The organism is Streptococcus sp. Marseille-Q7087 (assembly GCF_965111935.1).
On record NZ_CBCOPJ010000001.1, the window covers coordinates 345,752 to 359,013 of the forward strand.

Sequence of the window (13,262 nt, forward strand, 5' to 3'; positions counted from 1 at the left end):
TTTTTTTAGTAGTGGAACTTCTATTTATTGAAAAGCATCTATACCAACAACCTTGATAAGGAATGTAAGGAAGATAAGCAATAGAATGCTGACTCCATTATTCACTAGGTGCAGTAGGATAGACATCTCTAGTCGTTTGGTGCGATAAGCAGTCCAAGTTAGGACTGCAGACATCCATCCATAGATCAAGAAAGAAGGAAGATTATTTGGGATATGGGCTATAGTGAAGAGAAACCAACCGAAAATATACCCAATTTTTTCGTATCCTTCGAAGAGTTTAGTAGGGATGATACCTCGACAGATAACTTCCTCACAAATAGGTGCCACTATTGCAACCACGAAAATGCTGGAAATTAGAGAGCTTTCTGACATGATGCTATTGATAGCCTCTTGATTCGAAGTAGTTGTTTGCTTCAGAAGTTGTAACCAAATCGCACCAATCAGATTTCCTGTGATAATGGCTACATAACTAAGAGCGATTCGAGGGGCGTCATTAATAGTAAAGAGTTTTGATTTTAGATTTAATAACTTACTTTTGTGAGCACCATATAAAAAGAGTGTAACAATAGCGGTAGAGACAAGCCCCACTATTAGAGATGACCAGATAGATCCAAGTTGAGTTTTTTGAAGTAACATTACAGTCACGATAGGAACTTGCGATAGGCACATAGCGACAAGAAAGATTCCTAGCCAAATCAATCGTTTACGATAATCTTTAAAAAAATTCATTCATATATCTCCTAAAAAATTTATTTCATTATAGCATACTTTGGATAGGAATTCTATTAATTACTAGAACATAAGCGTAGATAAAACAAGTAAGATGTTTCGAATTAAATGACTATAGAAGGATAAATCTTGTCTTAAGGTTTTAGGAAATAAAAAGTTTAGAAAGCTGACTCCCAAAAGGATATAAAAACTGACAGAAAGTATGGTTAAAGGATTGTGCAGAAAAAATAAACTAAGAAAGATAAGAGTTGTTAGCCTGCCTGTCTTTTTATGAGTTGGTAATTTTCTCCATTTGTTTAACGGCAGAAAGGTAGCAATATCAAGTCCGAAAAGGAAAAAGAAAGAGATGAGTAACAAGTCAACGATTTCTTTTTGTAGTAGAGTGTCAGTGCTTATACTTTCAAATAAAATAAAACAGACTCCAGAAACGTTAATGATAACCATACTACTATACAATAAAAAGAAAGAACGGCTAGGATTGCGCAAATGACTACTCACATGATTATGAACTGAAAGATAGTGGATAAATGTACAGATACTAGCTAATATAAGTAGAAGAAATAAAAAGTAAAAGTATGATTGTTTGAGAATTAGAGAAATTCCAGACCAAAATATACAGCTGCCGAGTCCAAGATATGCTATGGATCCCAATAAGAGAAACTGGATTGATTTTCTAATTTTTTTCATAAATAAACCCCTACGTTTTTTTAACATTATAACGAAAAGGTTTCACAAAAAAACTACTCTTTCTCAAGTGTCCTTTTTTGTCTCTCAACTGTCTTTTTTTATCTGACCCAGCAAAAAACACATCCCTCGATTTTTGAAGGATGTGCTATTTGATTATAAAATTCTAACGTTTAGACCAGGTTCGCTTCATAAAGAGTAGTATGATAGGATAAATTTCAAGACGTCCTGCAATCATTGCAAAGGATAGGAGGAGTTTTGAAAATGGACTAAAAATTGAGAAACTTGAAGTCGTTCCTAAAATTGGACCGATATTGTTAAAACAACTGAAAACAGCACTCGTAACAACCATTAAATTGTTAGTATCTAAACTAACGATGAAGATCAGACTGAGTAGAATCATGATGTAAACTACAAAATATTTCAAAATCTTATGTTGGGTATCCTTGTCGATGACCGTTTTATTAACATGAAGAGTTAAGACACGGTGAGGGGATATAGTAGACAAGAATTGGTTTTTTGCAATTTTAGCGAGGATAACTCCACGAATGACCTTGAGACCACCGGCAGTGGAACCAGCAGAACCACCAATTGCCATTAACATCAGTAAGATGTATTGAGAAAACAAAGGCCAGTTCGTGATGTCTCCATAACCAAAACCAGTAGTGGTAATGATATTAGAAACTTGGAAGAAGGCCATCTCAAAACTTTGTGAAACACCACTATAAAGGTGCAGTGTGTTGAGTGTGATTAAGCCAGTAGATATAGCCACGATCAAAAGATAGGCTCGAAGTTCTTCATCGAAAAAGAATTCCTTAACTCGACGAAGCATGAGATAGTAGTAGAGGTTGAAATTGACACCAAACATCAGAACCCCGATACTTGTCAAATAAGTGATGAGAGAACTATGATAGTGGGCAATACCATCGTTATAAACAGTGAATCCCCCAGTACCAGCAGTTCCCATAGCGATAACAAAACTATCGTAGAGGGGCATCCCTGCAATATAATAAATAACTACAAAGAGGGCGAACATAGCTAAGTAGAGGATGTAGAGGATTTGGGCTGTATTTTTTAGTTTAGACACAACCTTACCAAATACTGGTCCTGGGACCTCAGCCTTCATAACCTCTAAGTGACTGTTTTTAGCATTGTCCATGATAGCGAGGGCGAAAACCAGCACCCCCATTCCTCCAATGAGGTGGGTAAAACTCCGCCAAAATAGAAGTGAACGGCTTAAGACCGATACGTCATTTAGGATGGTTGCACCCGTTGTTGTGAAACCAGAACTAACTTCGAAGAAGGCATCTATCATATTGGGGATTTGTCCTGAAAAGACAAAGGGAAGGGCGCCAAAGAAAGACCAGAGAATCCAACATAGAGCAACGATCAAGACCCCTTCTTTTGCATAAATTCGTTGTTTTTTTGGCTTTTTAATGATGCCTAGAAGACCCAGAACGACAAGAATACCAATGGTAGAGAAAAGTGCTGTAAACACTTGGCTAGATTCTCGATAGTAAAGAGCGATACTGACTGGTACCAAGAGAAGGGCAGCCTCAATTAAGAGTAGCTTTGCAAGAAGAAAGCGTACCATACTTCTATTCATAGCTTACCTCTCTAACAAATCATAAATCTTGGTGATGTTTGATAGCAAAGTGATGACCACTAGCTTATCACCGACTTGGAGCGTATCTTCTCCAGTTGGGAAGATTGTTTTTCCGTTCCGGATAATGGCGGCAATCAAGACATCTTTTTTGAGCTTCAGTTGAGACAAGGGTTTGCCTGTCATCTTGTTTGCTTCCTTAATTAAGAACTGAAGGGTTTCTACCTGGCCATTTGCAAGGTGGTGCATAGCTTGAAGGTCAGAATATTGTGCATTTACACGACCATGGATAAAGTGCATGATAGTGTCAACAGCGATTGTCTTAGGCGTGATGATGCTTGAGAAATCCGTCGCGTGGATAATTTCCAAGAGACTAGTACGGTTAACTTTGGTAATGTTTTTTTGAACGCCAATACTATCCAAGAACATAGATGTAATGATGTTTTCCTCGTCGACTCCAGTCAGAGTGGCAACAGCATCGTAGTTCTGAGCACTTTCTTCTAAGAGCGTGTCTTTAGTTGTTCCATCCCCTTGAACGATATAAAGTTTAGGGAATTTTTCACTAAAGAAGGCAGCTCTTTCTTGGTTGACCTCGATTACTTTTGTGTCGATTCGACTGTCTTTTAAAATACCTAGTAGGTAGTATGCAATCTTACCAGCCCCAATGATAAGCAAGCTCTTAACAACTCTGGACTTGAGATAATTGTGGAAGAGCATCATATCGACACGATGTCCTGTTACAAAGATGCGGTCTTTATCTTCTAAAACAACATCTCCGCTAGGAATCATCAGTTTATGATCACGTTCGATGGCACAGACGATAACGTTACCGAACTTTTTACGAAAATCAGCAATGGACATCTGACAAATATTGCTATCTTCTCGAACGACGAATTCCATCAGGCTAACCAAGCCACCCACGAAACGTTCAACGGATAGAGCGTTCGGGAAGTCAATGATATTTGCAATGGCACGAGCAGCTAGGAGTTCTGGATTGACAATGAGTGAAAATCCGAGAATATTTTTTTCTTTAAAGTAAGGATTAGAATATTCAGGATTACGAACACGAACGATGGTTTCTTTGGCTCCCATTTTTTTAGCGAGAACGGCTGAAACCATATTAACTTCATCATACTGTGTCATGGCGATGAAAATATCGCAGTCTTGAACATTGGCTGCCTCTAACATAGCAAAGTCAGCACCGTTTCCTGCGATACCGATAATATCAAAGCGACTTGTCATGTAATTTAAAACAGTTTCGTTCTGTTCAATCAAGACAACGTCATGGTTGTCAGCAACAAGCGAACGACAAAGGGCAGAACCGACTTTTCCCCCTCCGACAAGAATAATTTTCATAGTTAAATAACCTACTTTTTCATTATGTCTCTATCATACCTTTTTTTTGTAAAAATTGCACTAAACAACCGATTGATTTCCTCTTATGAGGAATCGGATTAACATCCAAAGTTAAATAAATATCTATTAGGGAAGAGTACATATTGACCAAATTTTTAACACAAGCTAAATCCATGATAAAAGTGGCTCAGTGGAGCTTGTAGAACTTTTGTAAATATGTTTGTAAAAAAATGAAAAAAATCAAGTCATTTCTATTGACAATCAGGCTGAAAGTGATATACTAAAAAAGTAGTTTCGCTGATTTACTTCAAACCTGTTGTGAGGTAAGTTAACGATGCCTTAACCACGCTGTTTGCTGAGCTTGACTCCGGGCAGTGTGGCTATTTTTTTGCACTAGTGAGAGGAAACAAGGCATGGCCAATCATATTGTATTGTTTGAACCACAAATTCCACAAAATACGGGAAATATTGCACGTACCTGTGCAGCGACGAATGCGCCCCTTCATATTATCAAGCCTATGGGCTTTCCTATTGACGACCGTAAAATGAAGCGAGCTGGGCTTGACTATTGGGACAAACTTGATATTTATTTCTATGATAGTCTGGATGAATTTATGGGCAAAATGAATGGACAACTCTACTTGATTTCCAAGTTTGCAGAAAAGGTCTATTCAGATGCAGATTTCACAACAGAAGGGAATCATTATTTTCTCTTTGGTCGTGAAGATAAGGGTTTGCCTGAGGAATTTATGCGTGAACATCCTGAAAAAGCTCTCAGAATTCCTATGAATGATGAACATGTTCGTAGCCTGAATGTTTCTAATACAGTCTGTATGATCGTCTATGAGGCCCTTCGTCAACAAAATTTTGCGGGTCTCGAACTGATTCATACTTATGAAACGGATAAGTTGAAATAAACACTGATAAGAAATAAAATGCTTGCGCTTGCAAGCTTTTTTTGTTATCATAAAGGGGTCTTCAGGGCTGGGTGAGATTCCCGACCGGCGGTGACTTTTACTTGGAAATGTTCTTTTCCTTTTATACTTTGTTGTCAAGCTTTGCCTAACTAGAAGTTATGCCTACAGCTTGTCGCCTCGTCTAAAAGAAAAATCTCCATTTCCGTATTCTAAAAGAAGTCCGCGAGCGCAAGCTGATGTGGTGAAATTCCACAACCGACAGTATAGTCTGGATGGGAGAAGACGAAAGGATGGCTTTGTCTATTCTGTTTCAATATATAATAGAAAAGAACCAGTTTTCTTATAAACTTAGGTTGTTTTTTGAGATAGGAAAGAGAGTAGATAGGGAGAAACTTTCCAACTTCTTCTGATTTTATAGAAAATTGGAGGAACCTGTTATGACAAACACACGTCGACTTTCGACCATTGCAATTTTATCGGCACTTTCATTTGTGTTGATGTACTTTGACTTTCCGCTTTTACCAGCGGCAGCCTTCTTGAGGATTGAGTTTAGTATCTTACCAGTTCTTGTGGGCTTGGTAGTCTTGGATTTACCGGCGGCTTTAGGGGTGCTTTTACTTCGTTCCCTGTTGAAACTCCTGCTGAACAATCAAGGGGTTAGTACCTATATAGGTTTGCCAATGAATATTGTTGCACTAGGAGTCTTTGTTATTGCCTTTGGTTTGATTTGGAAAAAAGAACGAACAGCCATTCGTTTTGCCCTAGCTTCCCTAATTGGCACGATTTGTATGACTCTGGCAATGCTAGTGTTAAACTATGTTTATGCTGTTCCTTTGTACGCGAAATTTGCTAATTTTGATATTGAAAATATTCTAGGACTAAGTAATTACATGTTGGCAATGGTTTTACCATTCAATTTGATTGAAGGCGTCATCTTTGCCCTCTCATTCTGGTTATTATTTGTCTTATTGAAACCAACCTTGAAATACTATGAAAGATAAACAAACATATTTCACAAAGGGCTCTTTCGCCCTTTTACTTTTTGTGATTATTGGTTATATGGTAAAGTTTTACCCTGAAATGTTGGTCAATTTTGATCAACCAATTCAGAAAGCAATTCGAGGAGACTTGCCTGAATTTCTAACCTTGTTTTTTAGAGCGATCACGCATCTAATTGATATCCCGGTCATTATCACTTGGGCCTTACTTGTCGCTTTTGTTTTCTATCGTAAGCAGTGGAAGATGGAAAGTTTTCTCATGTTGGGAAATCTGACTTTGGCTGGACTCTTGATTGTGACCTTTAAGAATATCTACCAAAGACCACGGCCAGAAATTCTACACTTGGTAGAAGAAAAAGGTTTTTCGTTTCCTAGCGGACATTCTCTGGCAGTAACGATTATGGTAGGAACTTTGATTGTGATTTTCAGTCAAAGGATTAAAGACAAGCTTTGGAAAAGAATCGTCCAAATCTTACTAGGGTTCTACTTATTGAGTGTACTAGTATCCAGAGTCTATCTGGGCGTTCATTATCCATCAGATGTTCTTGCCAGTCTTTGTGTTGGCCTAGGGGTTCTATTTATTGAATTTCCATTTTATGACAAACTCCGTTTCCAATGGCGTTTTAAAGGCAAGCAAAAGTAATGATAGGAAGCACTCAAATAGAGTGCTTTTTTTGACGTGAAAACACTGTTTCTTAAAGTAAACGGTTTAAAAAACATATAGATTTTAGATAAGCATTTAAACGAAAAAAATCTCAAAAAAATTGATTTTTCCTACTTGAATTTTAGACAGAATAGTGTATAATAGATGGGTATGTGTAAAACATACTTGTGGGAGGTAAAAATCTCTAAATTACCGCCAAAACCACAAAGGAGGATTTAAAAATGGCTAAAAAAGTCGAAAAACTTGTAAAATTGCAAATCCCTGCTGGTAAAGCTACACCAGCTCCACCAGTTGGACCTGCTCTTGGTCAAGCTGGTATCAACATCATGGGATTCACAAAAGAGTTCAACGCTCGTACAGCTGATCAAGCTGGTATGATTATTCCAGTTGTTATCTCAGTATACGAAGATAAATCATTTACTTTCATCACTAAGACACCACCAGCTGCTGTTCTTTTGAAAAAAGCTGCAGGTGTTGAAAAAGGATCAGGTACACCTAACAAAACTAAAGTTGCTACAGTTACTCGTGCACAAGTACAAGAAATTGCAGAAACTAAGATGCCAGATTTGAACGCAGCAAACATTGAGTCTGCAATGCGTATGATTGAAGGTACTGCTCGTTCTATGGGATTCACTGTTGTTGACTAATCAATAACTTCCCTATATAACCCGCAAGACTTCATCATTTCGAGAAGTGACGTGGGAGATGAAAATCGATTGAACCACTTACAAGGAGAATAGAAAATGGCTAAAAAAAGCAAACAACTTCGTGCTGCTCTTGAGAAAATCGACAGCACAAAAGCATACAGCGTAGAAGAAGCTGTAGCTCTTGCAAAAGAAACTAACTTTGCAAAATTTGATGCAACTGTAGAAGTTGCTTACAACTTGAACATCGACGTGAAAAAAGCTGACCAACAAATCCGTGGAGCAATGGTATTGCCAAACGGTACTGGTAAAACATCTCGCGTTCTTGTATTTGCACGTGGTGCAAAAGCTGAAGAAGCTAAAGCTGCTGGTGCAGACTTCGTTGGTGAAGACGACCTTGTTGCTAAAATCAACGACGGTTGGTTGGACTTCGACGTAGTTATCGCTACACCTGACATGATGGCTCTTGTTGGACGTCTTGGACGTGTCCTTGGACCACGTAACTTGATGCCAAACCCTAAAACTGGTACTGTAACAATGGATGTTGCTAAAGCAGTTGAAGAGTCTAAAGGTGGTAAAATCACTTACCGTGCTGACCGTGCAGGTATCGTACAAGCTATCATCGGTAAAGTTTCATTTGAAGCTGACAAGTTGGTTGAAAACTTCAAAGCATTCAACGAAACAATCCAAAAAGCTAAACCAGCTACTGCTAAAGGAACTTACGTAACAAGCTTGACAATCACAACTACTCAAGGTGTTGGTATCAAGGTTGACGTTAACTCACTTTAATTAGTAATAAACAAAAAGGTTGAAGGCAATTAAGTCTCAACCTTTTTTTCTATAAAAAAAGGTAAGAATACGTATTATTTTTCTAATCAATTTGATATTGTAAAGTATCTAGATAGAAAATTCAGAAAATTGTTTCTTTTGTCTTGAAAATTTTTGAAAAAATGGTATTATAGAAACAAGTCATTTTATTGAGAAGAGAAAGGGGAACGATGGAGAAAATCATTTTAGATTCACCAAAGTCAGGTTCAGAACTCGTTTTGGAAACGCTCCGTGACCTAGGAATCGATACGATTTTTGGTTATCCAGGCGGGGCGGTATTGCCTTTATATGATGCTATTTATAATTTTAAAGGCATTCGCCATATTCTAGGTCGGCATGAACAAGGTTGTCTTCATGAAGCAGAAGGTTATGCTAAGTCAACAGGGAAACTTGGTGTCGCAGTCGTCACAAGTGGACCAGGAGCTACTAATGCCATTACTGGTATTGCAGATGCTATGAGTGATAGTGTTCCCCTTTTGGTCTTCACTGGTCAGGTGGCAAGAGCGGGAATCGGTAAGGATGCTTTCCAGGAGGCAGATATTGTCGGAATTACCATGCCGATTACCAAGTACAACTACCAGGTTCGAGAAACAGCGGATATTCCACGTGTAATTACAGAGGCTGTGCACATTGCGACTACGGGTCGACCAGGTCCAGTTGTTATTGACTTACCAAAAGATGTTTCTGCTCTTGAAACGGACTTCGTCTATTCATCAGAAATAGATTTACCAAGTTATCAACCAACTCTTGAGCCTAATGAGATGCAAATCAAGAAAATCTTGAAACAACTCTCTAAGGCTAAAAAACCTGTTTTACTAGCTGGTGGTGGTATTAGTTATGCTGAAGCTGCTGCGGAGTTAAATGAATTTGCAGAGCGTTATCAAATTCCTGTTGTTACCAGTCTTTTGGGACAGGGGACAATTGCAACAAGTCATCCACTATTTTTGGGAATGGGTGGAATGCATGGTTCCTTTGCAGCTAATATCGCAATGACTGAGGCTGATTTTATGATTTCTATTGGTTGCCGTTTTGATGACCGTTTAACTGGAAATCCTAAGACCTTTGCAAAGAATGCCAAAGTAGCGCATATTGATATCGATCCAGCAGAGATTGGTAAGATTATCGCTGTTGATATTCCGGTTGTTGGAGATGCTAAAAAGGCCTTGCAGCAGTTGCTAGCTGAGCCAATCGTTCGTAACAATACTGAAAAATGGATTGAAAAAGTTACCAAAGATAAGAATCGTGTTCGTTCTTATGATAAGAAGGAACGTGTCGTCCAACCACAAGCGGTTATTGAACGTATTGGTGAATTGACTAAGGGTGATGCTATTGTCGTAACTGACGTTGGCCAACACCAAATGTGGACAGCTCAATACTATCCTTACCAAAACGAGCGTCAATTGGTAACCTCAGGTGGTCTAGGAACGATGGGATTCGGAGTTCCTGCAGCCATAGGAGCAAAAATTGCTAATCCAGATAAAGAGGTCGTTCTCTTTGTCGGTGACGGTGGTTTCCAGATGACCAACCAAGAATTGGCAATTTTGAACATCTACAAGATTCCAATCAAAGTCATCATGCTCAATAACCATTCGCTTGGGATGGTTCGTCAATGGCAAGAAGCCTTCTATGAAGGACGAACATCAGAGTCAGTCTTTGATAGCCTCCCTGATTTCCAATTAATGGCTCAGGCTTACGGGATTAAAAATTATAAATTTGACAATCCTGAAACCTTAGAGAAGGATTTGGAAGTCATCAAAGAGGATGTACCAATGTTCATCGAAGTAGATATTTCTCGTAAAGAGCATGTCTTACCGATGGTACCAGCTGGTAAGAGTAATCATGAGATGTTGGGGGTGAAGTTTAATGCGTAGAATGTTAACAGCCAAACTTCAAAACCGTTCAGGTGTTCTCAATCGCTTTACAGGAGTCTTGTCGAGACGTCAAGTTAATATCGAAAGTATTTCTGTGGGTGCAACGGAGAATCCTAATGTATCACGAATTACTATTATCATTGATGTCGCATCGAATGATGAAGTGGAGCAAATTATCAAACAACTTAACCGTCAGGTCGATGTTATCCGTGTTCGTGATATCACTGATAAACCTCACCTAGAGCGAGAAGTTATCTTGGTTAAGATTGCTGCACCAGCTGAGAAGCGAGCAGAAATTTTGGCCATCATTCAACCTTTCCGTGCAACTGTGGTCGATGTAGCTCCAAGCTCCATTACCGTTCAGATGACGGGAAATGCAGAAAAGAGTGAGGCCTTGATTCGTGTCATTCGACCATACGGTATCAAGAATATTGCTCGTACGGGTGCAACTGGATTTACCCGTGATTAAAAATCCAATCTAAATTTGTTAATTTAGCCTATCAGGCAATAAAAATAGAAAAGAGAGAAAAAACTATGGCAGTTCAAATGGAATACGAAAAAGATGTAAAAGTAGCAGCACTTGACGGTAAAAAAATCGCCGTTATCGGTTATGGTTCACAAGGACATGCGCATGCTCAAAATTTGCGTGATTCAGGTCATGATGTGATTATCGGCGTTCGTCCAGGTAAATCATTTGATAAAGCTAAAGAAGATGGTTTTGATACTTACACAGTAGCAGAAGCAACTAAATTGGCTGATGTTATCATGATTTTGGCACCAGATGAAATTCAACAAGAATTGTACGAGGCAGAAATCGCTCCAAACTTGGAAGCTGGAAATGCAGTTGGTTTTGCACATGGTTTCAACATCCACTTCGAATTCATCAAAGTTCCTGCAGATGTTGATGTCTTCATGTGTGCTCCTAAAGGACCAGGACACTTGGTACGTCGTACTTACGAAGAAGGATTTGGTGTTCCAGCGCTTTACGCCGTATACCAAGATGCTACAGGAAATGCTAAAGACATCGCTATGGACTGGTGTAAAGGTGTTGGTGCAGCGCGTGTAGGTCTTCTTGAAACAACATACAAAGAAGAAACTGAAGAAGATTTGTTTGGTGAACAAGCAGTTCTTTGCGGTGGTTTGACTGCCCTTATCGAAGCTGGTTTTGAAGTCTTGACTGAAGCTGGTTATGCTCCAGAATTGGCTTACTTCGAAGTGCTTCACGAAATGAAATTGATCGTTGACTTGATCTACGAAGGTGGATTCAAGAAAATGCGTCAATCAATCTCTAACACAGCTGAATACGGTGACTATGTGTCAGGTCCACGTGTGATTACTGAACAAGTCAAAGAAAACATGAAAGCCGTTCTTGCTGATATCCAAAATGGTAAATTTGCCAACGACTTTGTGAACGACTACAAAGCTGGTCGTCCAAAATTGACTGCTTACCGTGAACAAGCAGCTAACCTTGAAATTGAAAAGGTTGGTGCAGAATTGCGTAAAGCAATGCCATTTGTTGGTAAAAACGACGATGACGCATTCAAAATCTACAACTAATTTTTGAGAATAAAGATAGAAGGCGAGTTGGGGGTACCTAACCCGCTTTTTATCTTGAAAACGAATTAAGGAGAAGATTATGCTTAGTGCAAAAGATGTGGTAAAAGCCCATAAAGTATTGAGTGGTGTAGTAGTCAACACACCGTTAGAATATGATCATTACTTATCAGAGAAATACGGAGCTAAAATTTATCTCAAGAAAGAAAATGCTCAACGCGTTCGGTCATTTAAGATTCGTGGTGCTTATTATGCGATTTCACAATTGAACAAAGAAGAACGTGAGCGTGGTGTAGTGTGTGCTTCAGCAGGAAATCACGCCCAAGGAGTTGCTTACACATGTAATGAAATGAAGATTCCTGCAACAATCTTTATGCCAATTACAACACCTCAACAGAAAATTGGTCAGGTTCGTTTCTTTGGTGGTGATTTTGTAACCATTAAATTAGTAGGAGATACCTTTGATGCGTCAGCCAAGGCAGCTCAAGAGTTTACAGTCGCTGAAAATCGTACCTTTATCGATCCTTTCGATGATCCTTATGTTCAAGCGGGACAAGGAACTGTTGCCTACGAGATTTTAGAAGAAGCACGCAAAGAATCCATTGATTTTGATACTGTTTTGGTACCTGTAGGAGGTGGAGGTCTTATTTCTGGTGTTTCTACCTATATTAAAGAAACAAATCCAGAAATTGAAGTAATCGGTGTTGAGGCTGAAGGGGCTCGTTCTATGAAGGCAGCCTTTGAAGCTGGAGGACCAGTCAAACTCAAGGAAATTGATAAGTTTGCTGATGGGATTGCTGTCCAAAAAGTAGGGCAGTTGACCTATGAGGCAACTCGTAAAAATGTACAGACTCTTATTGGCGTGGATGAAGGTTTGATTTCTGAAACCATAATTGATCTCTACTCTAAACAAGGGATCGTAGCAGAACCTGCGGGTGCTGCTAGTGTTGCAGCCCTAGAAGTGTTATCTGATTATATTAAAGGAAAAACTATTTGTTGTATCATCTCTGGAGGGAATAATGACATCAACCGTATGCCAGAGATGGAAGAACGTGCCTTGATCTATGATGGCATCAAGCATTATTTTGTAGTGAATTTCCCGCAACGTCCTGGAGCCCTTCGAGAGTTTGTAAATGATATCTTGGGACCGAATGATGATATCACACGTTTTGAGTATATCAAACGTGCTAGCAAGGGAACTGGACCTGTTTTGATTGGTGTAGCTCTAGCGGATAAGCACGATTATGCGGGTTTGATTCATCGAATGGAAAAATTCGACCCGTCTTATATTAACTTAAATGGGAACGAAACCCTATATAATATGCTTGTTTAATATCCTATAAAATTTTTATCATATTATTTGCCTAACCTATATGTGAGTGCTATAATGTAAGTGAAGAAAGGGGGAGATTCC

12 protein-coding genes and 1 riboswitch are annotated in these 13,262 nt (G+C 39.0%); of the genes, 9 read left to right on the top strand and 3 right to left on the bottom strand.

What is annotated here, in order from left to right; all coding sequences use genetic code 11:
- Positions 1-24: 24 nt before the first annotated feature.
- From ACWPVF_RS01860 to trkA, 3 genes are all read right to left on the bottom strand, one after another.
- Positions 25-729, bottom strand: a complete 705-nt coding sequence (locus ACWPVF_RS01860; protein ID WP_454384348.1) for a CPBP family intramembrane glutamic endopeptidase — start codon at positions 727-729, stop codon at positions 25-27.
- Positions 730-1,579: 850 nt separating this feature from the next.
- On the bottom strand, positions 1,580-3,019 hold the full coding sequence (locus tag ACWPVF_RS01865; RefSeq protein ID WP_454384350.1) for a TrkH family potassium uptake protein: 1,440 nt from the start codon (positions 3,017-3,019) through the stop codon (positions 1,580-1,582).
- A 3-nt stretch (positions 3,020-3,022) separates the two neighbouring features.
- A complete protein-coding gene (gene trkA / locus ACWPVF_RS01870; RefSeq protein WP_414307287.1) occupies positions 3,023-4,372 on the bottom strand; it encodes a Trk system potassium transporter TrkA in 1,350 nt (449 codons plus the stop codon).
- Between the two features lie 413 nt (positions 4,373-4,785).
- Between trkA and ACWPVF_RS01875 the strand changes: the two genes are divergently transcribed.
- The 9 genes from ACWPVF_RS01875 to ilvA all read left to right on the top strand — a co-directional run bounded on the left by ACWPVF_RS01875 (position 4,786) and on the right by ilvA (position 13,181).
- Positions 4,786-5,289, top strand: coding sequence for a tRNA (cytidine(34)-2'-O)-methyltransferase (locus tag ACWPVF_RS01875; protein WP_454384352.1), 504 nt, complete (start codon positions 4,786-4,788; stop codon positions 5,287-5,289).
- A 53-nt stretch (positions 5,290-5,342) separates the two neighbouring features.
- Positions 5,343-5,577, top strand: a riboswitch (FMN riboswitch).
- A gap of 149 nt (positions 5,578-5,726) precedes the next feature.
- A complete protein-coding gene (locus tag ACWPVF_RS01880; RefSeq protein WP_454384354.1) occupies positions 5,727-6,290 on the top strand; it encodes an ECF transporter S component in 564 nt (187 codons plus the stop codon).
- Positions 6,280-6,930: a phosphatase PAP2 family protein gene (locus tag ACWPVF_RS01885; protein ID WP_454384356.1), complete on the top strand. Its 651-nt coding sequence runs from the start codon at positions 6,280-6,282 to the stop codon at positions 6,928-6,930. The genes ACWPVF_RS01880 and ACWPVF_RS01885 overlap by 11 nt, the downstream gene beginning before the upstream one ends.
- 242 nt (positions 6,931-7,172) lie before the next feature.
- Positions 7,173-7,598 carry a 50S ribosomal protein L11 gene (gene rplK / locus ACWPVF_RS01890; protein WP_001085806.1) on the top strand — a complete coding sequence of 142 codons (426 nt, stop codon included), beginning with the start codon at positions 7,173-7,175 and terminating at the stop codon, positions 7,596-7,598.
- Positions 7,599-7,694: 96 nt separating this feature from the next.
- The gene (gene rplA, locus ACWPVF_RS01895) at positions 7,695-8,384 is read left to right on the top strand and encodes a 50S ribosomal protein L1 (protein WP_045614410.1); all 690 of its coding nucleotides are present in this window, start codon (positions 7,695-7,697) and stop codon (positions 8,382-8,384) included.
- A gap of 209 nt (positions 8,385-8,593) precedes the next feature.
- Positions 8,594-10,294 carry an acetolactate synthase large subunit gene (locus tag ACWPVF_RS01900; protein WP_454384359.1) on the top strand — a complete coding sequence of 567 codons (1,701 nt, stop codon included), beginning with the start codon at positions 8,594-8,596 and terminating at the stop codon, positions 10,292-10,294.
- Positions 10,287-10,763 carry an acetolactate synthase small subunit gene (gene ilvN / locus ACWPVF_RS01905; protein ID WP_006150351.1) on the top strand — a complete coding sequence of 159 codons (477 nt, stop codon included), beginning with the start codon at positions 10,287-10,289 and terminating at the stop codon, positions 10,761-10,763. The genes ACWPVF_RS01900 and ilvN overlap by 8 nt, the downstream gene beginning before the upstream one ends.
- 65 nt (positions 10,764-10,828) lie before the next feature.
- Positions 10,829-11,851: a ketol-acid reductoisomerase gene (gene ilvC, locus ACWPVF_RS01910; RefSeq protein WP_441348523.1), complete on the top strand. Its 1,023-nt coding sequence runs from the start codon at positions 10,829-10,831 to the stop codon at positions 11,849-11,851.
- 79 nt (positions 11,852-11,930) lie between these two features.
- Positions 11,931-13,181: a threonine ammonia-lyase IlvA gene (ilvA, locus tag ACWPVF_RS01915; protein WP_454384361.1), complete on the top strand. Its 1,251-nt coding sequence runs from the start codon at positions 11,931-11,933 to the stop codon at positions 13,179-13,181.
- The last annotated feature ends 81 nt before the right edge of the window (positions 13,182-13,262 follow it).